General features: G+C 64.3%; 18 protein-coding genes. 14 read left to right on the top strand and 4 right to left on the bottom strand.

All coding sequences use genetic code 11. The features are described from left to right. Positions 1–147 precede the first annotated feature (147 nt). From LI72_RS10485 to LI72_RS10445, 9 genes are all read left to right on the top strand, one after another. Complete coding sequence (locus LI72_RS10485) at positions 148–1,596, top strand: S10 family serine carboxypeptidase-like protein (protein ID WP_033925801.1); 1,449 nt, start codon at positions 148–150, stop codon at positions 1,594–1,596. Between the two features lie 90 nt (positions 1,597–1,686). Further along, positions 1,687–2,169, top strand: coding sequence for an Lrp/AsnC family transcriptional regulator (locus tag LI72_RS10480; RefSeq protein WP_033925800.1), 483 nt, complete (start codon positions 1,687–1,689; stop codon positions 2,167–2,169). Between the two features lie 168 nt (positions 2,170–2,337). Further along, positions 2,338–3,762 (top strand): S10 family peptidase, encoded by a 1,425-nt coding sequence (locus tag LI72_RS10475; protein WP_231562428.1) that lies wholly within the window; start codon positions 2,338–2,340, stop codon positions 3,760–3,762. Then, positions 3,762–4,733 (top strand): ornithine cyclodeaminase family protein, encoded by a 972-nt coding sequence (locus LI72_RS10470; RefSeq protein WP_033925798.1) that lies wholly within the window; start codon positions 3,762–3,764, stop codon positions 4,731–4,733. The genes LI72_RS10475 and LI72_RS10470 overlap by 1 nt, the downstream gene beginning before the upstream one ends. Continuing rightward, the gene (locus LI72_RS10465) at positions 4,730–6,790 is read left to right on the top strand and encodes an amidohydrolase family protein (protein ID WP_052129717.1); all 2,061 of its coding nucleotides are present in this window, start codon (positions 4,730–4,732) and stop codon (positions 6,788–6,790) included. Before LI72_RS10470 ends, LI72_RS10465 begins: the two co-directional genes overlap by 4 nt. Further along, positions 6,787–7,254, top strand: a complete 468-nt coding sequence (locus LI72_RS10460) for a RidA family protein (protein WP_081984850.1) — start codon at positions 6,787–6,789, stop codon at positions 7,252–7,254. The genes LI72_RS10465 and LI72_RS10460 overlap by 4 nt, the downstream gene beginning before the upstream one ends. Beyond that, positions 7,251–8,765, top strand: a complete 1,515-nt coding sequence (locus LI72_RS10455; RefSeq protein ID WP_231562427.1) for a S10 family peptidase — start codon at positions 7,251–7,253, stop codon at positions 8,763–8,765. The genes LI72_RS10460 and LI72_RS10455 overlap by 4 nt, the downstream gene beginning before the upstream one ends. Then, positions 8,762–10,081, top strand: coding sequence for an APC family permease (locus LI72_RS10450; protein ID WP_033925796.1), 1,320 nt, complete (start codon positions 8,762–8,764; stop codon positions 10,079–10,081). The genes LI72_RS10455 and LI72_RS10450 overlap by 4 nt, the downstream gene beginning before the upstream one ends. 169 nt (positions 10,082–10,250) lie before the next feature. Then, a complete protein-coding gene (locus tag LI72_RS10445; protein ID WP_156139575.1) occupies positions 10,251–11,360 on the top strand; it encodes a pyridoxal phosphate-dependent aminotransferase in 1,110 nt (369 codons plus the stop codon). Positions 11,361–11,467: 107 nt separating this feature from the next. Here LI72_RS10445 and LI72_RS10440 read toward each other — a convergent pair whose 3' ends face one another. Both LI72_RS10440 and LI72_RS10435 read right to left on the bottom strand, forming a co-directional pair. Beyond that, complete coding sequence (locus tag LI72_RS10440; RefSeq protein WP_231562426.1) at positions 11,468–11,830, bottom strand: PaaI family thioesterase; 363 nt, start codon at positions 11,828–11,830, stop codon at positions 11,468–11,470. A gap of 76 nt (positions 11,831–11,906) precedes the next feature. Further along, positions 11,907–13,376 carry an efflux transporter outer membrane subunit gene (locus LI72_RS10435; RefSeq protein ID WP_033925794.1) on the bottom strand — a complete coding sequence of 490 codons (1,470 nt, stop codon included), beginning with the start codon at positions 13,374–13,376 and terminating at the stop codon, positions 11,907–11,909. 83 nt (positions 13,377–13,459) lie between these two features. Between LI72_RS10435 and LI72_RS10430 the strand changes: the two genes are divergently transcribed. From LI72_RS10430 to LI72_RS10410, 5 genes are all read left to right on the top strand, one after another. Next, on the top strand, positions 13,460–14,080 hold the full coding sequence (locus LI72_RS10430; RefSeq protein ID WP_033925793.1) for a TetR/AcrR family transcriptional regulator: 621 nt from the start codon (positions 13,460–13,462) through the stop codon (positions 14,078–14,080). Positions 14,081–14,155: 75 nt separating this feature from the next. After that, positions 14,156–15,280 (top strand): efflux RND transporter periplasmic adaptor subunit, encoded by a 1,125-nt coding sequence (locus LI72_RS10425; RefSeq protein ID WP_081984849.1) that lies wholly within the window; start codon positions 14,156–14,158, stop codon positions 15,278–15,280. Beyond that, the gene (locus LI72_RS10420; protein WP_033925791.1) at positions 15,277–18,417 is read left to right on the top strand and encodes an efflux RND transporter permease subunit; all 3,141 of its coding nucleotides are present in this window, start codon (positions 15,277–15,279) and stop codon (positions 18,415–18,417) included. Before LI72_RS10425 ends, LI72_RS10420 begins: the two co-directional genes overlap by 4 nt. Positions 18,418–18,458: 41 nt before the next feature. Then, positions 18,459–18,638, top strand: a complete 180-nt coding sequence (locus LI72_RS10415; protein WP_033925790.1) for a hypothetical protein — start codon at positions 18,459–18,461, stop codon at positions 18,636–18,638. Further along, positions 18,635–20,029 carry an MATE family efflux transporter gene (locus tag LI72_RS10410; RefSeq protein ID WP_033925789.1) on the top strand — a complete coding sequence of 465 codons (1,395 nt, stop codon included), beginning with the start codon at positions 18,635–18,637 and terminating at the stop codon, positions 20,027–20,029. The genes LI72_RS10415 and LI72_RS10410 overlap by 4 nt, the downstream gene beginning before the upstream one ends. 57 nt (positions 20,030–20,086) lie before the next feature. On the opposite strand, the gene LI72_RS10405 is transcribed toward LI72_RS10410, so the two are convergent. Next, entirely contained in the window at positions 20,087–20,599 is a 513-nt protein-coding gene (locus tag LI72_RS10405; RefSeq protein WP_052129715.1) for a GlcG/HbpS family heme-binding protein, read from the bottom strand. Next, positions 20,596–21,765, bottom strand: a complete 1,170-nt coding sequence (locus LI72_RS10400) for an aldo/keto reductase (RefSeq protein WP_033925788.1) — start codon at positions 21,763–21,765, stop codon at positions 20,596–20,598. Before LI72_RS10400 ends, LI72_RS10405 begins: the two co-directional genes overlap by 4 nt. Positions 21,766–21,807: the final 42 nt, after the last annotated feature.

Here is a 21,807-nt window from a genome sequence, read left to right as displayed (position 1 = left end):
TGCGGAAGCCGCCGCAAAGTCTAGCCCCGCAATCGCCCTGCCGCGCATGAATTATGTCGCGCGGTGCCAATCGATGCGAAGCCTGCACTGTTCTCGCGGCAAATCGGCCTATAGTCATCAATCAGAGCAGGATCCGGCGGAGGCAGAATGGCGATCGGCAGCATGACGGGCTTGGCTTTGGCCTTGTTCGCCGCAACGGCAGCACAAGCGGCACCGACCCCGGAACAGGCCGTGACGGCGCAAGCTGATCCATCGGCTGTGGCCCAGACGGTGCAAACAGCCGATGGCCGCACGCTCCATTATCGCGCACAATTCGAGACGCTGGTGCTGCGCGATGATGCCGATGCCCCGCAGGCGACCATCACGGGGACGAGCTATCAGCTCGATGCCGCCGCGAAGGAAAGGCGCCCGGTGCTGTTCGCCTTCAACGGCGGACCCGGCGCGTCATCCTCTCCGCTGCATTTCAGCGCGATGGGTCCGCGCCTGATCGAGCGACAGGCCGATGGGACGCGCAGGCTGATCCCCAATGCCGATACGCTGCTGCCGCTGGCCGATCTGGTCTTTGTCGATCCGGTCGGCACGGGCTTCAGCCGTGTCCTTCCTGGCGGCAGTGGCGCGCCCTATTGGTCGGTGCCGGGCGATGCGGCGGCGATGATGCGCTTTATCCGGCATTGGCTGGTGCAGCACCAGCGGCAGGGATCGCCGGTCTATATCGCAGGCGAAAGCTATGGCGGACGGCGTCTCGCGGAGCTGGCGGGCGATGCAGGCGACCTCGAGATCGCCGGGCTCATATTTATCTCGCCTGCGGTTTGCGCCTGCGACGGGCCGGACCTGCCATATATCCTGGGCTTGCCAGGGCTCGCGATCGCGGCCGCGCATCATGGCAAGGCGCACCGGGAAGATCCGGACGCGATCTTCACCAGGGCCCGCACCTTTGCCCTTGGCGACTATGCCAATGCGCTGCTGCAGGGCAATCGCCTGCCCCCTGACCGCCGCCGCCGGATAGCCGAGGCGATGGCAGAGCTTATCGGCCTGCCCGTGTCGACCATCGAGGCGGCTGACTTGCGTATCGATGCCGAGACCTTCCGCAAGACGCTGCGCGCGGACGAAGGTCTCGACATCGGCAGGCTCGATACGCGCGTTACCGCCCCGTCTGCGAAACCCGTCACCGGCGAGGCGTCGGCCAAGTCCGATCCCGCACTGGGTCTCAACGGCAGCAACGTCATCCTCAACCCGAGGATCGGCGACTATCTGCACCGCGACCTGCGGGTACCGGGGCGCAGCGATTACATCTCGCTGACGCTGGACGTGAATGCGCAATGGAACTGGACCGCCGGGGCGGCTGGCTATCAGCGCCCCGACCCGATGGCAGGGCTGGAAAAGCTGATCCGCAACCGGCCTGCGACGCGGCTGCTGGTGGTCACCGGCGATTACGATCTCGCCGTGCCGCCCATGGAAGTGGAATATGCCTTTGCGCACTCCGCCATCCCACCGCAAGGGGTCAGGTTCGTCAGGCTGGCCAACGGCCATGCAGCGTTCGAGGGGGCCGAGGGTCGCCAGCACATGCAATCGCTCTTGCGCGATTTTGTTCGATAGAATTGATGGACAACGACCAGTGAACAACATTCTTGTTGCACGTTTTGATGAAATTCGGTCTGTTTTCCCCTTATTGCGAGGGAGCCGGGCATGAGCGACGAACTTTCTGCGGTAGACATCCGCATCCTTGAGCAGATCCAGCGGGATTCCTCGCTGTCCACAGGTGAACTCGCGGAAAAGGTCGGGCTGTCGCAGTCCCCCTGCTGGCGGCGGCTGCAACGGCTGAAGGACGAGGGCTATATCAAGTCCGAGGTCGCGATCCTGAACCGCGAGATGTTCGGGCCATCGATGTTCGTCTATGCCACGCTCAAGATGACCACCCTGACCGAGCAGACACGCGCCGAGTTCATGCGCAAGGTGGAGGTCACCCCGCAAATCCTGGAATGTCATACCATTTTCGGTGACCGCGATATCCTGCTGAAAATCTATGCCACCACGCTCGGCTGGTATCAGAAGTTCATTTTCGACGTGATCCTGAAACTGCCCGGCGTGATCGACATACAGTCGATGGTGACGCTGGCAGAGATCAAGAACAGCACCGCCATTCCCGTTCGCGGCAACCGCGCGCTGTAACGTGGAAGAATTTGCCGCAGCAGGCGCCAGGGCATCGCAAACCGCATAAATTTTGCGCCGCCCCGCCCATAGACTGACCTGCAACAAGGGGACGAACGGATGAAGCGCGGCATATGGACCCTGTTGGCGACCGGTTGCCTGCTTGCGGGTTGGCCTGCAAGTCCCCTGGTGGCACAGCAGGCCAGCGCGACCGCACAACAGGTGGCGCACGATCCCGTCATCACCCGGCACAAGGGCAGATTCGGCGGGCAGCAAATGGGCTATCGCGCGATCGTGGAAGCGCTCGATGTCGCCGATGACACGGGCAAGCCGGGTGCGCGGATCGTCAGCTTCTCCTACATTGTCGAGGCGTCCCCAGAGGCTTCCCATCGCCCGGTCATGTTCCTGTTCAACGGCGGGCCGATTTCGCCGTCGCACCTGGTTCATCTCGGCGGTTTCGGCCCGCGCCGGGTGCTGTTTCCCGACGACCTGCAGGCAGACCCGGCCAGCTACCGGATCATCGACAATCCGGACTCCCCGCTCGATCAGGCTGACCTGGTGTTCTTCGACCCTGCATCGACCGGGTTCAGCCGCGTCGCGCCGGGCAAGCGCCCGCAGGATTATTTCTCCGTCACCAGCGATGCCCAGCAGGTTACGGCCTTTATCGAGGCATGGCTAAAGCGGCACGGGCGCGAAGGATCGCCCGTGTTCATCCTCGGCGAAAGCTATGGCACCAATCGTGCCGCGACCGTGGCGGCGCAGCTCGCTGCTCTGCCCAAACCCATCCCGGTCAGCGGCGTCGTGCTGTTCGGCCAGGCGCTCAACATCATCGAATATGCCCAGCGCCCGGCGAATATCATCAGCTATGCGGTATCGCTGCCGACGCTGGCCGCCATCGCGTGGTATCACGGCAAGGTGGAGCGCCGGGGGCAGGATATCGAGGGCTTTGTCGAGGCGGCCCGGGTATATGCCCGGACGACCTATCTGCCCGCCCTGTTCCGCGGTGCCCAGCTTTCTGCGGCCGAGCGGGGTGACGTGGCGCAAAAGCTGGAGCAGTTCAGCGGCATTTCGGCGGACTGGTATCTCGCCAATGACCTCAGGATCACCAAGGAACGCTATCGGCTGGAACTGCTGAAGGACAGCGGGCGGCTGATCGGTCGCAACGATGCCCGCTATACCGAAGCGATCGGCGAGCGCGGAGGCGCGGCTGACCCCTCCCGGCTCGTTCCCGAAGGCACCGAGCGACTGTTCCGCCAGTATATCCGCGACGAACTCAAGATCGACTGGCCCGAGCCCTATATCACCGCTTCGCCGGTCCAGGGGCTGGACGGCTGGGGCTGGGGCGGCACGACCCCCTTTTCCGACTGGCCCTATCAGGCAAGCCTGACCCCGTTGTTCGCGCAAAACCCCCGGTTCCGCGTGATGGTGGCCAACGGCTATTTCGACACCCAGACCACAATCGGCGCGGCGGAATATCTGGTCACCCAATCGGGCTGGCCTGCCGATCGCACCGAGCTGAAATATTATCAGGGCGGCCACATGGCCTATTCGGTCGATGCCACCGCGCGGCAGTTCGGGGCTGATCTGCGCGCCTTTGTGACCAGCGCGCGGTGATGACCTCAGCGCGTCCTGCCTTTTACGATGCGCAAGCGGTTGCGCGCTGGCTTGATTTTCCCGGCGGCGTCGCCGCCATGCGTGCGGCGATGCTCGCGCTCAGTGGCGAAGCGTTGGCGCAGCCTCAACGTTCCATAATCCCGGTGGGCGATGCCGGACTGTTCGGCGTCATGCCGGGCAGCTTCGCGAGCACCCTGGGCTTTGGCGCGAAGCTGGTCGGCGTGTTTCCCGATGCTGCGCGCGCCGGCCGGTCGCGTCATCACGGCATTGTCGCGCTGTTCAATGCCGCCAGCGGCGCCATCATCGCGCTGGCCGATGCCGAGGCGCTGACCACCATCCGCACCGCCTGCGCCACCGTCGCCGCGACGCAGGCGCTAGCACGACATGATTCCCAGACGCTCGCGATCTTCGGCTGTGGGACGCAGGCGCGGTCGCACATCGCCGCCTTTGCCAGTGCCATGCCGATGCGCGAAACCGTGATCTGGGGCCGCGACAGCCAGCGTGCCGAGGCTCTGGCGCAGGCGCTGCGCGATGAGCTCGGCATTGTCATCCGCGCCGAGGCGGATGGCCGCGCTGCAGCCCAGGCCGCGGATATCATCTGCACCGTGTCGGGCTCTGCGACCCCCATCCTGCTGGGCGAGTGGATACGGCCCGGCACCCATGTCAATCTGGTCGGCTCCAGCTATCTGGGGCCAAGCGAAGCGGACAGCGATCTCGTCTGCAAGAGCCGCTATATCGCCGATTATCGCAGCTCGGCGCTGGCGGCAGCGGCCGAATTCGCCATCGCCCGCGAGGCCGGGCTGGTCGACGAGACCCATATCGTCGCGGAGATTGGCGAGGTCTTTTCCGGCTCCACGATCGGTCGCCGCGACGATGACGACATCACCCTCTACAAATCGCTCGGCCATGTGGCGCAGGACCTGGGTGGCCTTGGTTGTCTGCACCGGCGCGCTGTGGCGGAAAGCGCATGATGAAACTCGCGAGACCCTTGCCCGCAGCGCTGCTGGCGCTGCTGCTGTCCGGCGGTATCGCTCAGGCCGAAACGCGCGAGCGGATGACCGTCCTCTCCAATGACGAAGCGGTCGGGCATGTCGAGGCCGTGACCGATGGCGAGCGCGTCGAGATCGACTATTTTGTCCACAATAACGGGCGTGGTCCCAAGCATCGCGAGACGCTGACGCTGGGACCCGACGGTGTGCCGCTCGCCTGGTCCTTGCAGGGCAGCTCGCTGATGGGAGCACCGGTCAGCGAAAGCTATCGCTTCACCGGCGGCCATGCAGTGTGGCAGAGCCAGGCAGACAGCGGTAACGTCCCCAGCGACCGCGCGCCGCTCTATATCGGCAACGATGTCAGCCCCTGGGCGCTCGGCCTCTATGCACGGCGCGCAATTGCAGCACCAGGAATGCAGGCTGCGGTCCTGCCGGGTGGTACGATCCAGGCGGAAATGCTGCGCAGCATTTCGCTCGGCACCGGCGACCAGGCCGTGCGGCTTTCCATCTATGCGCTGACCGGTCTGGGGCTGGAGCCGGAGCTGGTCGCGCTCGACGACAGGCAGCGGCTGTTTGCGGTGTTGACCGGCGGGCCCGTGATCCGCACCGGCTATGAGAGCGAGGCCCCCCGGCTGCGCGCCCTGGCGACGGAACTCACCAACCAGCGCGCCGAACGCCTGCAGCAGCGGCTCGCGCATGATTTCACCGCGCCGATCCGGATTCGCAATGTACGGGTGTTCGATCCGGCTAGGGGCGAGCTCGGTCCGCTTTCGACGGTCGTGGTCATGGGCCAGCGGATCAGCCGTATCCTGCCCGGGGATGGCGGCCCGGCGCCCGCTGACGAGGTGATCGTGGAGGGCCAGGGCGGCACGCTGATGCCGGGTCTGCACGACATGCACTCGCACTCGACGGTGGAATCGGGGCTGTTCTATCTGGCCGCCGGTGTCACCACCACGCGCGATCTCGGCAACAGCAACGATTTCCTGCCCGGGCTGATGCGCCGGATCAAACGGCGCGAGATTGCCGGGCCGCGCATCTTCCCCGCCGGATTCATCGAGGGGCGCAGCGAATATTCGATGCGCATGGGATTCCTGCCCGAGACGCTGGACGAGGCAAAGGCGGCTGTCGACTGGTATGCCGACCGGGGCTATGGCGAGATCAAGCTCTACAATTCGTTCAATCCGGATTGGGTCCAGCCGCTGGCCGCGCATGCGCACGCCCTGGGCCTGCGCGTGACCGGTCATGTGCCTGCCTTCAGCACCGCAGACAGGGTCGCGGCGGAGGGCTTTGATTCGATCGCGCATATCAACCAGTTCATGCTGGGCTGGCTGCTGCAGCCGGGAGAGGATACGCGCACCCCGCTGCGCCTCACCGCGATGACCCGCGCGGCAGGGCTGGACCTTTCCTCACCCAAGGTCCGTCACACCATCGAATTGATGCAGCAGCATCATGTCGCGCTCGACACCACGGCGGTGATCCTGGAACGGCTGATGCTGAGCCGCGCGGGGCAAGTGGCGAAGGGCGATGCGGCCTATCTCGATCATATGCCCATCGGCTATCAGCGCTACCGCAAGCGCAGCTTCGTCAATGCCGCCGCGCCAGAAGCTGACCGTGCCTATCGCGAAGGCTTTGCCAAGGTGCTGGAAACGATAGCGCTGCTCGACCAGTCGGGCATCCCGCTGTTGCCGGGCACCGACGACATTACCGGCTTTACCGTACAGCGCGAACTGGAGTTGTACGTCGAGGCGGGGCTCAGCCCGGCACGCGCGTTGCGGGCCGGAACGCTCGGCGCGGCGACCTTTCTCGGCGCGGAGCGGGATCATGGCAACATCGAACGGGGCAAGCTCGCCGATATGGTGCTGATCGCCGGCAATCCGCTGGATGATATCCGCGCCATCCGCCGTCCCATGATGGTGCTGCGTGCCGGCACGGTCTATTTTCCCGAAGAGATCTATGCGGCACTGGGCATCCGCCCCTTTGCCGCCAAGCCGCCCATGATCGTGCCGCCAGCCGCGGCCAGCCCCAAGGAACAGCCATGATCCGCTCCCTTCTTGCCCTGGCCGCAGCCACTGTTGCTGTGGCGACCGCCTCGCCAGCCCTGGCCGACGACCGGCGCGCCGACATCGAATATTTCAGGCGTGCCGGATCGCCTGCGCCATTCTCTGCAGCGGTGCGGGTAGGCGATGTGCTCTATCTTTCGGGCCAGATCGGCGCATCGCCGGAGGACGGCAAGGTCCCGCCCGATATCGAAGGCCAGACGCGGCTGGTCATGGCCAATATGCAGAACGCGCTGAAACTGGCTGGAGCGAGCCTGGACGATGTGTTCAAATGCACCGTGATGCTGGCAGACATGAGCCAATGGGCCAGGTTCAACGCGGTCTATGTAACCTATTTCAAGCCCGATCGCCTGCCCGCGCGCAGCGCCTTTGGAGCATCGGGGCTTGCCCTCGGTGCGGGCGTGGAGCTGGAATGCATGGCGCATATGCCGGAGAAGCGGCCGTGATCGTCAGAAATGCCCTGGCGCTGATGTTCGGCACAGCATTCATGTCGCCGGTAGCGGTTGCCCAGGCCCCTGCGCCGGAAACTGCTGCCGCAGCCCCTGCCCCACGCGAGTTTGCCAGCGAGCATGTCGCGCGCATAGCTGGCAGGAACCTGCGCTATACCGCTGCGGTCGAGGAATTCGTGCTCGCCGATCCTGCCGGAACGCCCCAGGCCAGCATCTTCACCACCAGTTATGTCGCCAGGACCGCCCCGGGAGGCGGCGAGCGGCCGGTGATCTTCGTGTTCAATGGTGGGCCGGGATCGTCATCGGTCTGGCTGCATCTGGGTTTTGCCGGACCGCGCCGTCTGGCCCTGCCCGATCCGGTCAACCCGCCGACCACCCCGCCCTTTGCCATAACCGATAACGAGGAAAGCCCGCTCGACGTCGCCGATATCGTGATGATCGATCCGCCCGGCACCGGGTTTTCGACGGTCCTTCCCGGCGGCAGGCCCGAGCAATTCTATGGCGTGCAGCAGGATGCCGCAGCGATGGTGCGACTGATCGAGGCGTGGATCCAGCGACACGACCGCTGGAACGCACCGCGCTATCTGCTGTCGGAAAGCTATGGCACCATTCGCGCCGCTGTGGTCGCGCGGATGATGGCGGGCGGGCCGATGGAGACCGGCCGCATGACCGGGCTGCCGCTGAGCGGTGTCATCCTTCTTGGCCAGGCCATGGCGGCGGACCCGGGAGCAGACATGGCCGCAGCGATGGCTCTGCCCAGTCTTGCGGCCACCGCTTGCCATTTCGGCAGGGTCTCCAGCCCATGCGATGTCGCCCAGCACGTGCAGAAGGCGCGCGAATTTGCCGCTGGACCCTATCTGACCGCGCTGTACCAGGGGAGCGCCCTGAGCGAGGCGGAACGCAACAGCGTCGCAACGGGCCTGGCCGCGCTGACAGGGCTCGCCCCGCAAGCGATTCTGGCTGCGGACCTCAGGGTCAGTCCGGCGCAATTTGCTCGCACGTTGCTGGCGTCGGACAATCGCCAGATCGGCCTTTACGATGCGCGCTTCACCCTGCCGCTCGCACCCAATGGGAATGATCCGGTCGCCGATGACCCGGCCATGGGACAATATGTCCCAGCCTTTGTCGGCGGGCTCAACGGCTATATGCGGCGCGACCTCAAGGTCGCTCTCGACCAGCCCTATGAGGCGATCGCCTTCCGCACCGTCAACGCCCGCTGGGACTACGGCATGGGCCCCGGGGTCCAGTCGCGGCGCAATTTCGGCGAGGACCTGGGCATCGCGATGCGGCGCAATCCCGGCATGCGGCTGATGGTCGGCACCGGCTATTTCGATCTCGTGACCACTCTGGGTGCGGCCGAACATGCCGTCCGTCATTCGGGGATTCCGCTCGCAGCGACGCGCTTCACCTATTACCGCTCCGGCCACATGCCCTATCTGGGTGATGAGACGCGCCGCGAACTGGCCCGCGATGTCCGCGCCTTCGTCCGGGGCGGCGCGGCGCAATGACGGCTGAGGCCAGTAGCGCGACCGGCGAGCGGACGCAGCTCAAGCAGGGCGTCGGTCTGTCTGGCGTCGTGATGTTTGGAGCCGGCACCGCCATCGGCGTCTCGATCTTTTCCGTTCTGCAGCCGGCGGCGCAGGTGGCAGGCTCGGGCCTGCTGCTCGCGGTGCTGCTGGCCGCGCTGCCGATGGTGCTGTTTGCCATCTGCTATGCCTATCTCGGCTCGGCACTGCCGGTCTCGGGGGCCTCGTATGAATGGCCGCGCCGCTTTATCCACCCGTTTGTCGGCTTTGCGATCGGCTGGATGCGTATCATCGGCAATGTCGGCGCGCTCATCCTGCTCTCGCAGGTGATGGCCAACTATCTCTCGATGGTAGTGCCGGTTCCGGCCAAGCCGCTGATGGCCGTTACCCTGACCCTGGTCTTCGCGCTCAACTATCGCGGCGTCGCCGTCGCGGCCCGGGCCCAGGTAACGCTCATGCTGATGCTGTTGGCCGTGCTGGCGACCTTTGTGCTCACGGGCCTTCCTGCGGTAGAAGCGCAGCGGATCGGCGCACCGACGCAGATGGGATGGCTGGCGATCCTGGCGGCAGTTCCGCTGATGGCATCGCTGTTCATGGGCATCGAATCGGCAGTCGAGATCGGCGAGGAAATCCGCCATCCCGGCCACAACATCCCGCTGGGTATCACGCTGGCCATCCTTCTGACGGCAGCCGTGTACCTACTGGTCGCTTTTGTGGCGCTGGGCCTGGCTGGGCCGGCCCGGCTGGCCGCATCGGATGCGCCGCTACTCGATGCGGCGAGGGTATCGCTGGGCGATCTTGCTGTTCCGTTGATCGTCGGTGCGGCAACGGTTTCGATCCTAAAGACCATGAATGCTACCGCGATGGTCTTTTCGCGCAGCCTGTTCGCGATGGCGCGCAATCAGGCGCTGCCAAGCGCGCTGGCGGCGGTGCACCCGCGCTTCGGAACGCCGCATCTTGCCATAGCGACGGGCTATGCCCTGGCTATGGCGGGCCTGTTCCTGCCATCGAGCATCCTGTTCCTGCTGCTGGCGGTCAACATTCCGACAATGCTCAAGTATCTCGCCTGCTCCCTTTGCGCAGTGCGGGTCGCGCGCAACCATCCCGAACTGCACGCAAGGGCTCAGTTCCGCCCCTCGCCGAGGATCATGCAGCTCGCCGGATGCGCGGCGATGCTGGGGGCGCTGACGATCATCCTGGTGGGGCTGGAGGCGGATTGGCGCCCCTATCTGCTGGTCGGCGGATGGCTGGCGATCGGCTGCGTCTACTGGCTGACCCGACCGGTCAAGGCTCCATGACGATGCGTCCGACCGGTGCTGCTGAAGGCGACAATTATGCGGAGGCAAAGCGCAATCGCCCCATGATAAAATAATAAATCCTGCGGGACCGCTCTAGTTTCTCATCATCGAAGCATTGCCGCCAGAGTGGGAGGACATCATCGCGTACCCAACCGGATTTGCCCAATGGGTGCGTCATGCCATCCGTCTGGTCCAGCAGGGCCAAGGGTCGATGGTGTCGCTGTTCGACAGTTCGGTGCCCGAACCCACCGAATTGCTGCGCCAGACCGTGGCCGATGCCTTTGGCGAAACCCTGACCCCCCGCTATGCGAGCGCTTTCGTTTCCGGAAACCCGTATGTCGTTGCGGCGCTGGGGCGGCATTACGGCGTGTCGTCGGCATCCATCCTGTGCACCACCGGCGCGACGGGCGCTTTGTCGCTGATCTACAAGTCGCTGTTGAAGCCTGGCGAGCGCGTGCTGGTCGAGCGGCCAGGCTTCGACCTGTTTGGCTCGCTCGCCGAGGCCGCCGGCCTGGGGGTCGATCATTTCGACCGGCCTGCACCCGAATATCGGCTCGATCTGGACAGCATCATAGCCCGATTGACGCCACAGACGCGGATGATCGTGCTGTCCAACCTCCACAACCCTTCCGGCATGGTGATCCCTCCCGCAGAGCTCGATGCATTCGCCGAAATCGCCGAGCATCACGATCTGCTCTGCGTGATCGATGAGGTATATCGCGACTATGCACCTGATCAGGTGGCCGGCCCCTATGGCGCGACCGTATCCGACAGGTTCATCTCGATCAGCAGCATGACCAAGATCTTCGGGTTGGCCACGCTGCGCTGCGGCTGGCTGATTGGCGATCCCTCGCTGATCCAGCGGGTCCGTGCGGTCAGCGATGCCACCGAGTTCGGGATATCCAACCTGGCCCATTCGGTTGCGGCCCTGGTGCTCGAGAAGCCCGAACCATTTGTCCAATATTGGCAGTCGATGCTGGCAGCGAGCCGCCCCGTGGTGGAGCACTATCATCGGCAATGGGTGGAGGACGGACTGGTTGAAGGCAGGCTGCCCGATCATGGCTGCATAGCCTTCCTGCGCCTGCCCCACATCGCCGATACGCTCGCCTTTGCCGATCAGTTGTGCCGGGAGCGCGGGATTGCGGTGGCTCCGGGCGAATATTTCGGCAGCCCTGGCCATATTCGCATCGGCTTCGGCAAAGGCGTGTCATCGCTAGACAGGGGCCTGTCGCTGATTACAGCGGAACTGAAGAATGCCAGCGAGACGGTCGCGGGATAGCAAGGATTGTGTGCTATGCCTTACGACAGGCTCGGCACTGCTTCAATTTGTTCAGACTCTGATTGCGCCGCCCGCTCTTTCGCCGGAACAGTGCCCAAGGCCTTGGCTCAAGCTGTACGTGCCTCGAACACAACCAGGGTCGACGTCGCCGTGGCACAGAGCCTGCCGCTCTGATCGAACAGGCTGGCTTCGGCAAATGCGGCGCGCTTGCCCATTGACACGAGCTTTCCGATCGCCCGGACCTTGCCGCTATCTGCCGTCAGCGCACGCAGATATGACACCTTGATCTCGGCCGTGATATAGGCCTGGCCGGGCAGAAGCCCGGTATGCGCGGCGATACCGCAGGCGCTGTCGAGCAGGGCTGCGGCATAGCCGCCATGAACCGTTCCCATCGGGTTATAGTCTTCCTCGCCCGGCGCCCCCTCGAACACCGCATGGCCTTCACCCGCTTCGACGAGCGATACGCCCATTTTGCGGCCAAAAGGAGGTTGAACTCCGCCAGCGAGCAGCGCTTGTACCTGTTCCAGTCCGTTCATCGTCTTGCTTTCACTTCCCTGTTTCAACGTCGGTACGCGACCCCGCACCCTGCCAGCCGCCGCCCAGCGCCCTGAAGGCGGCGATCGCACCGCGGCTGGCACCTGCGCGCGCCTGCGCCAGACCATCACGCGTTTCGAGCAGGCGGCGGTCTGCTTCGAGCACTTCGATCAGGCTGACCATGCCCGCCTTGTATGCGGCCTGCGACGAGGAGCGTGCGCGTGCCAGCGATGTCTCGGCGGCTGCCAGAGCTTCCGCCCGCGCCTCCTGCCGGAGCATTACGGAAAAGGCATTCTCGACATCCTCCGATGCGCGCAGCACCGTCTGCCGATAGGCCGCAAGCGCCTCGGCATTGCGGCCTTGGGCCAGCTTGATCTCGGCATCTATCCGCCCAAAATCGAACAATCGCCAGCGCAGGCCCAGAAATCCGCTGCCCTGGACCGCATTGCCGCCGAACAGCGCGCCCGGGCCGGTCGCAGCAGCACCCAGCAGCCCATTGAGCGAGAATTTCGGATAATATTCTGCGGTCGCAGCCCCGATCCGGGCACTGGATGCGGCAAGAGTGCGTTCGGCGGCGATTATATCCGGGCGTCGCCGCAGCAGAGCAGCCGGTCCTTCGGCAGTGGTGATGGCAGGCGGAGCTGGCACCGGCACGGGGCCTGCAAGCTCGGAGCGGGTTGCTCTAGGCTGCTGTCCGAGCAGCACATCAAGCGCGTTCATCGCCGTTTCGAGGTCGCTCTCGATCGCCGGTATGCTCGCACGCACCTGGCCAAGCGCGCCTTCTGCCTGGCGCCATTGCAATTCGGCCGCAACGCCGCGTTGGAACTGGAGCGCGATCAGCCCGGCAAGGCGCGCCTGCACGGCTTCCTGCTCGCGGACGATCCGCAGGCGTTCCTGCAGCGTGCGGATAGCGACATAGGTATCAGCGGTCTGCGCAATCACCGCAAGCCGGGCAGCAACCGCGCCGGCCTCGGACGCCTGCCAGTCCGCGCGGGCAGCATCGCGGGAAGCGTCCTTTCCGCCGAACAGGTCGATTTCCCAGCTGGCGGAGAGGCCCGCGTCATAAGCCCCTGTCGAACGATCGAAGCCGGGGAATGCACCAGCCACCTGTCCGATCGGGGTTTCGAGCGACTGGTAATTCGCTCCGGCCTGTGCGCTGGCCGTTCCTGAAGGCGCGAGGGCAGCATTGGCAGAGCGAAGCGCTGCCCGCGCCTGCAGGACTCGCGCCTCGGCCTGCTGCAAATCCAGATTCTGCGCGATGGCGCGTTCGACCAGGCTTGTCAGCAGCGGATCATCGAAGGACCGCCACCATTCGACCAAATCAATCTGGGCCACAGTCCCCGCGCGAGCCGCAGCCGCGTCCGATACGAGGAAGGTATCAGGGGTCGCCATCCGGGGCGGGGCGTAATCCGGCGCAGCCGCGCAGCCGCCGAGCAGCAGCATTGCGAGCGTGACGCTTTGCAAACGGAGCGGATGGCGCATGGCGATTCCTTCAAACGAGTTGTGACTAATGACTCAATCAGTCACTATTTGTCAATCGCCGAGTTTTTCGCTAAGGTCGTGTCATGACCACGAACCCATCTGCTCCAGAACTGACCTCACGCGGTCCAGCGGACCATGCCGTGCGCGACCAGATCATCGCGGCTGCCCATAATTATTTCGCGCATTATGGCTACGAGAAGACCACGGTCGCCGATCTTGCCCGCGCCATCGGCTTCTCGAAGGCCTATATCTATCGCTTCTTCGAATCGAAGCAGGCGATAGGCGAAGCCATCTGCCTGAACACTACCGGCAAGCTGTTCGAAACGGTGAAGGCCGCAGTCGATACCGGGCAGACCGCAACTGAGAAAATGCGGCTTTTCACCGGCACAGTGACCGCAGCCGGGCTCGATCTGCTGTTCAACGAACAGAAGCTGCATGCGATTGCGGCGCATGCCTCGACCGAGAAGTGGCCTTCGGCAAAGGTCTATACCGACCGGTTGAAGCAACTGATCGAAACCATCGTCAAGGAAGGCCGCGAGAGCGGCGAGTTCGAGCGCAAGACACCGCTCGACGAGACCACCCGGGCAATCTTTTTCGCCATGATGCCGTTCATCAAGCCAATCTTTCTGGAGCACAGCCAGGACATACTGCCGCGCGCGCAGCAGGATGTGACGGCATTGATCCTGCGCAGCCTAGCCCCTTGATCGAGCATGTTGTGACTAATTGACATTTTGGTCACTAGGCTACATTTTGCCTTCGACTCGAAGAGAAGGCATCCCATGGCTGCAACTGCACCCAAATACTCATTGGCGGCTGTGCGCGGGTTCTACCGTCGCCGCCCGGTGGCACCCGTCCTTCTGGTGGGGCTGGCGATGACGTTCTCGCTCGCCGCGTGCAGCAAGCCACCAGCCGATCCGCGTACCCTTGCCCCGCTCGTCCGGGTGATGACGGCAGCGCCTGGAACTGCAGGCGCGCAGGAGTATACCGGCGTCATCGCGGCACGCGTTCAAAGTGATCTGGGTTTCCGCGTCGGTGGAAAGATCGTCGAGCGCTATGTCGAGGCAGGGCAGGTGGTCCGGCGAGGGCAACCCCTGATGCGGATCGACGGATCGGATCTTGCACTGGCCGCGACCGCCGCCGAAGGCAGTGTCGCCGCCGCCCGCGCGCGCGCCGAGCAGACGGCGGCGGATGTGGCGCGGCTAAAGGGCCTAGTCGAGGCCGGCGCAGTATCTGCGTCGACCTATGACCAGGCCAGAGCCGCCGCCGATGCGGCGCGTGCGCAGCTTGCCACCGCATCCGCACAAGCCGGAGTTGCGCGCAATCAGGGTCGGTACAGCCTGCTCGTTGCCGATGCCGACGGCACGGTGGTCGAAACGCTTGCCGAACCGGGACAGGTCATCGGGGCAGGACAGGTGGTCGTCCGGCTGGCCCGGAACGGACCGCGCGAGGCGTTGGTCGACTTGCCGGAGAACGTCCGCCCCGACATCGGGTCCGTGGTCCAGGCCCGGACCTATGGAGGTGTACGGGCGACAGGCACCCTGCGGCAGTTGTCTGATGCAGCCGATCCGCTGACCCGCAGCTACGAGGCCCGCTACACGCTGGGCGGGCCGGCCGCGAACGCGCCGATCGGCGCCACAGTAACGGTGGCGTTGCCGCACGCAGGCGGAACGGGGCCGCGCCTTGCCGTGCCGCTGGGCGCGGTCCACGATGGCGGCAAGGGACCGGGCGTGTGGGTGGTGCGCAAGGGTAAGACCGCCAGGGTCGCCTGGCACCATGTCAGGATCGAAAGCGTGGACGAGGAATCCGCCTATCTCGCCGGCGGCATCAGGCCAGGCGACGTCATCGTCGCGATGGGCGCGCATCTGCTTCGTCAGGGCCAGGCCGTGCGAGTGTCGCGGAAATGAGCGGGTCAGGACAGTCGGACGACAGCGAAGGTTTCAACCTCTCGGCGCTCGCGGTGCGAGAGAAGTCAGTCACCCTCTTCTTTCTCATCATCACGGTGCTCATCGGCATCTTCGCTTATACCAATATCGGGCGGGCCGAAGACCCGTCCTTTACCATCAAGACCTTCACCGTGGCCGCTGCCTGGCCAGGGGCCACCGCGCAGGAAATGCAGGACCAGGTCGCCGACCCGCTCGAGAAGCGCCTGCAGGAACTGCCCTATTATGACCGTGCCGATACCTTCACCCGGCCCGGCTTTGCGTTCCTTACCGTCTGGCTGAAAGACACCACCCCGCCCGCCGAGGTGCCGGAGCAATTCTATCAGGCCCGCAAGAAACTGTCCGACGAGCAGCGAAAATTGCCGCGCGGGGTCGCAGGTCCCTATGTCGATGACGAATATGGCGATGTCAGCTTTGCGCTTTATGCCCTGAGCGCAAAGGGCGTGCCGCACCGGCAGCTGGTGCGCGATGCCGAAGCGCTGCGGCAGCGCCTGCTGCATGTGCCGGGCGTCAACAAGGTCAAGCTGCTGGGCGAACAGCCCGAACAGATATTCGTGGAATTCGCGCCTGAACGGCTGGCGACGCTGGGCGTATCGCCGCGTGACGTGCTGCAGGCGCTCGGCCAGCAGAACCTGCTCACGCCTGCAGGTTCGCTCGAGACTAAAGGGCCGACCGTTGCTGTGCGGCTCGACGGGGCGTTCGACGATCTTCAGACTATCCGCGACTTGCCGGTCTCAGGCAATGGCACGGCGATGCGCCTGTCGGATGTGGCGACCGTCAAGCGCGGCTATGAGGACCCTGCCACCTACAGAATTCGCAGCCAGGGCGAAGACGCGCTTATGCTGAGCGTGGTGATGAAGAAGGGATGGAACGGCCTGGAGCTTGGCAAGGCACTGAATACCCAGCTGGAGGCGATCCGGAGCGAACTTCCTTTGGGCATGACGCTGGACAAGGTGTCGGATCAGGCCGTCAATATCGATGCAGCGGTCGGCCAGTTCACCAAGACCTTTATCGAGGCGCTGCTCATCGTCCTTGTCGTCAGCCTCGTCAGCCTGGGCTGGCGGGTCGGCATCGTGGTCGCTGGCGCTGTCCCTCTGACCTTGGCGATCGTGCTGGTGGTCATGTGGATTACCGGGCGCGTGCTGGATCGCATCACCCTGGGTGCGCTGATTCTGGCGCTCGGGCTGCTGGTCGATGACGCGATCATCGCCATCGAGATGATGGTGGTGAAGATGGAAGAGGGCTACGACCGAATCAAGGCCTCGGCTTATGCCTGGAGCCACACCGCCGCACCGATGCTGGCGGGAACACTGGTGACCGTGATCGGTCTGATGCCGGTCGGCTTTGCCCAGTCGACCGCAGGCGAATATGCCGGCAACATCTTCTGGGTGGTCGGCTTCGCGCTCATCGCCTCGTGGTTCGTGGCAGTGATCTTCACCCCCTATATGGGCGTCAAGCTTTTGCCTGCGATCAAGCCAATCGAAGGCGGGCACGACGCAATCTACCGCACACCCCGCTATGAGAGGGTGCGCGGCTGGATCGGCTGGGCCGTCCGGCGCAAAACGCTGGTCACGCTGGCGACCCTGGGCAGCCTAGTCGTTTCAGGCGTTGGCCTCGCGCTGGTCAAGAAACAGTTCTTTCCGTCATCGGACCGGCCGGAACTGCTGGTCGAAATCTATCTGCCCGAGGGCAGCGCCATCGACAAGACCGGCAAGGCGTCAAGCGAGGTCGAAACCTGGCTGCGTAGGCAACCCGAGAGCCAGGTCGTGACCAGCTATGTCGGCCAGGGCGCGCCCCGCTTCTATCTCTCTCTCAATTCGGAATTGCCCGATCCGGCCTTTGCCAAGATCATCGTCCAGACCGGCAACGAGGAGGAGCGAGACGCGCTCAAGTGGCGCTTGCGTCAGGCCGTGACCGACGGTCTTGCGCCGATGGCGCGGGTGCGCGCCACGCAGCTTGTCTTCGGCCCGCCGTCACCCTTCCCTGTCGCTTTCCGGGTCAGCGGACCGGAGACCGGCCAGGTACGGGCTATCGCCGATCGGGTGAAGGCCATCCTCGATGCAGATCCGATGATGCGCACCGTCAATCTCGACTGGGGCGACCGGGTGCCGGTCATGCGGGTAAAGCTCGATCAGGATCGTCTGCGCGCCCTTGGCCTTACTTCGGCCAGTGTCGCCGAGCAGCTCCAGTTCCTGCTCAAGGGAGTGGCGGTGAGCCAGGTGCGACAGGATATTCGCGCGGTCGATGTCGTCGCCCGCTCGTCCGGTTCCGACCGTCTCGATCCTTCGAAGCTGGGCAATTACACGCTTGTTGGTGCTCAGGGGCAGGCAATCTCGGTCAACCAGATCGGCCGCATCGAGGTGCGCATGGAAGAACCGATCCTGAAGCGCCGCGATCGGGTTCCGACCATCACTGTGCGCGGCGATATTGCCGAAGGCTTGCAGCCGCCCGATGTTTCTGCCGCGATCATGAAGAAGCTGCAGCCCGTCGTCGACAGCCTGCCGGGCGGTTACGCCATCGCCATGGGCGGCTCGATCGAGGAATCCGGAAAGGCCAACAAGGCGCTCGCCCCGATCTTCCCTATCATGATCCTGCTAATGATGGTGGTGATCATCCTGCAGGTACGAAGTCTTTCGGCCATGGCTATTGTGCTGATGACCTCGCCGCTGGGGTTGATCGGCGTGGTTCCGATCCTGCTGATCACGGGCACGCCCTTTGGGTTCAACGCGATCCTGGGCCTGATCGCGTTGGCGGGCATCCTGATGCGTAACACGCTGATCCTGATCGGCCAGATCCACGACAACGAGAAGGCCGGTCTTTCCGCTTATGACGCGCTGGTCGAGGCGACAGTCCAGCGCTCGCGGCCGGTCATCCTGACCGCACTCGCGGCAGTGCTCGCGTTCGTGCCGCTGATTTCCTCGGTATTCTGGGGGTCAATGGCGATTACCCTGATCGGCGGGACGCTAGGCGGCACCGTCCTGACGCTGCTGTTCCTGCCGGCCCTGTACGCCTTATGGTTCAGGATCGGTCCCGATGCGAAGGACACGGACCATCCAGAAACTGGCGAGCCTGCCATGCCGCCGCAAGCCTTGCCTGCCTGAGCCGATCCGTGATGCCGCAACCAACAGAAAGAGAGAGACCGATGACCCAGGACAAAGCGAACCAGTCGGTGTGGAACCGCATCGGCACCGCGCTGACCGAGCTTGACGCTGCCTTCGATCCCGCTGCCTCGGTGCAGGACCGCTTGTCGGCGCTCGAAGCGCGGGTGGATGCGCTGGAAGCCGTGCCAACCCGCGACGGCCAGCAGGATAAGACAGCATGAGTCTGTCTGCAGCACCTGCTGCCCCGGAGCCGTCGCCCGCCCATCCATCTCCAGCGGCCAAGCGCGCTGCGATGATGCGCTCGGGGCCGGTTCTGCAGACCCTCGTGTTACTGACCCTACCCAATCTCGTTTCTCTGGGATCATCGGCAGTCGTTTCCATCGCCGAAACTGCCTATGTCGGCAGGATCGGGGTCGCCGCACTGGGCGGGATTGCCTTGGCCTTCCCGGTGTTCATGCTGATGCAGATGCTATCGGCAGGCGCTATCGGCGGTACGATCTCGGGTGCCATCAGCCGGGCACTGGGCGCTGGCAATCGTGACATGGCGCTGGGGTTCGCGCTAGGAGGATTCGCGATCGCGCTCAGCTTCGGGCTGGCTCTGGCGCTGATGGTGCGCACGTTCGGCGTGCATATCTATGGTGCGCTGGGGGGCAGCGGCGCTGTGTTGCGCGAGGCACTGGCCTATTCCGATGCGGCCGCATGGGGCATTCCTGCCATCTGGCTGGCCAATGCCCTGTCATCAATCCTGCGGGGCTCGGGCGTCATGTCGGTTCCCGCCGCAATCCTGCTGTGCGCCGGTATAGGCCAGGTCCTGATCGGCGGCGCGCTGGGACTGGGCATCGGACCCGTTCCGCAACTGGGAATTGCAGGGGTCGCAATCGGCCAGGTGGCTGCCTATTGGACTGCAGCAGTCGTGCTGCTCTTATACCTGCGGACCGACCGCGCGGCGGTGGGTCTGCAACTCAATCCCGAGATCTGGCGACCGTCCTGTGTGACCGCTCTGCTGAAGGTAGGGTCGATCGCGATGCTCTCTCCCCTGCTTTCGGTCGCATCTGTGCTGATGCTCACGCGCATGGTCGCAAGCTTCGGCCCGGAAGTCCTGGCCGGCTATGGCATCGGGGTGCGACTGGAGTTCCTGCTGATCCCGATCGCCTTCTCGGTTGGCGTGGCCGCCCTGCCGATGGTCGGCACCGCCATCGGCGCGAACGATGTCGTCCGGGCCCGCACGATCGCCTGGACCGCGGGTGGGATGGTGTTTTTCGCGGTGGGGATGATCGGTCTCGGCGCGATCCTTGTCCCCGGGCTATGGGTCGATCTGTTCACCAGGGTCGCGGCGGTCCGCGAGGCAGCCTATCAGTATCTGACCGTTGCCGGATTGGGGTACGGCTTTTTCGGTCTGGCCCTGTGTCTCTATTTCGCCTCGCAGGGAGCTGGCCGGATTGGCGGCGTGATCGCAGCACAGTCGCTTCGCACCGGGATCATCGCGCTGGGCGGCTGGTGGCTGCTCGGGACCCATAGCTCTGCAAGCAGCGTCTTTCTGCTCTCGATGATCGCCATGGTGGCCATGGGCGTTGGCACGGCGCTTGTCGTGAAACTGAGCCGATGGGGGTGAGGCGAAGCGCCGAGAGCAAACTATCCGACGGTGCCTCGCCAACCCACGGAGTATCGATCACTCTCCTATGATGGTTCGTGCCATGCTGGCATCTTCCGCCGAGGTTCCACCCGATACACCAATGGCACCGATCACGCACCCATCGGCCAGGATCGGAACGCCGCCCCCGATGGGCAGGACCTCCTCCGAAGCCAGCAGGACAGTCCTGCCAGCCATGACGCGTGTTTCAAATTCAGCGGTGTCGAGGCGGAACCGCGCTGCCGACCTTGCCTTCTGTATGGCAACCTGTGTTGAGGCATACACCACGCCGTCCATTCTGACGAAGGCGACCAGGTCGCCAGAGGGCTCAACGATGGCAAAGGCCATGGGCCGACCCAGGGCCTTCGCCAGCGCTATCCCGCGTTCAACAAGCCTGGTAGCCTCATCCAGCGATATAGGTGCCCCGTAAGTGAGGGGTTCGTTTCCGGCGGTCCCTATCTTAGCATCGGCTTGCTGCGCGCAGCCAGCGTTGATGCACAGCAGGGACATCGTCAGTCCAAGCGCAACCGCTGCCCTTTTGAAGTTTGTCATCGCGTGCCCTCCGATGCGCGAGGAGGCGCCTCAACGTTGGAATAGGCCAGAACGTCATCGGGCAGCCGTTGACCGGCAATGTCGATAGCGCGCACCTCGGCATTCAGTTCGGTGAATTCGCTTTCCGAGAACCGAATGGAAGCTGCCCCGATATTCTGCTGCAGGTGCGCTGCGTTGGTCGTGCCCGGAATCGGAACTATCCATGGACGCTGGGCCATCAGCCAGGCCAGTGCGATCTGGGCCGGGGTTGCGGACTTGCGCTCCGCCCATCGCTTGAGCACGGCAACGAGTCGCAGATTTTGCGGCAGGTTCTCTGGCGAGAAACGGCTTTCGCGACTGCGGAAGTCGCCAGGCGCAAAGCGTGTTGCCGTATCGATCCATCCAGTGAGGAACTGTTGTCCCAGCGGGCTCCAGGGCACAAATCCGATGCCCAGTTCTTCGCACAGCGGCAAGACGGACGGTTCCGGTCCGCGCCAGAGCATTGAGTATTCGCTCTGGACGGCCGTAAGCGGCAGTTCAGCATGGGCTCGGCGCAATGTTTGCAGGCCCATCTCGCTCAGCCCCCAGTGACGAACCTTGCCTTGCTGCATCAGATCGCCGACGGCTCCGGCGACATCCTCAATCGGCACGGCCGGGTCGACCCTGTGCTGGTACAGAAGGTCGATACGGTCCGTCCGTAGCCGCGAGAGCATATTGTCCACCACAGCCTTGATGTGCTCGGGTCTGCTGTTCAGCCCCGGTCGCCGCTCGCCCGTTTGCTGATCGATATTCCAGCCGAATTTCGACGTGATGACGACCTCATTCCGGAACGGGGCGATTGCCTCGCCCAGAATGCGCTCGCATTCGTGCGGACCATAGGCCTCGGCACAGTCGAAGAAGGTGACGCCGCTGTCGAAGGCCTGGCGGAGCAGCGCGATTTGCTCGGGTCGGTAGGGTCGTTCCGTCGTGTACTTGCGGAAATTGTTCTGCACGCCGATACCGAGACTGGAAACCGCCAGGCGGCCCAGACAACGCTGTCCAAGTGGTCCGCCAGCAGGCCGTTGCGGCTGCGAGGCAATAGGCTGCGTTCTCTTGGCTGTCGACGCAAGAAGCGGAGTTGCAGCCACAGCTCCTGCAGACAGAAGCACGGTTCGCCGAGCGATCATGTTGCTAGGATCAGTTGTCATGATGCCATTCCTTCGAAAAGAGAAGCGCCGCCCCGGTCTCGA

Origin of the sequence: Sphingomonas sp. 35-24ZXX (assembly GCF_000786215.1) — a bacterium.
In the GTDB taxonomy this organism is placed as follows: Bacteria; Pseudomonadota; Alphaproteobacteria; order Sphingomonadales; family Sphingomonadaceae; genus Blastomonas.
This window is presented reverse-complemented; position numbering and strand designations above follow the sequence as displayed.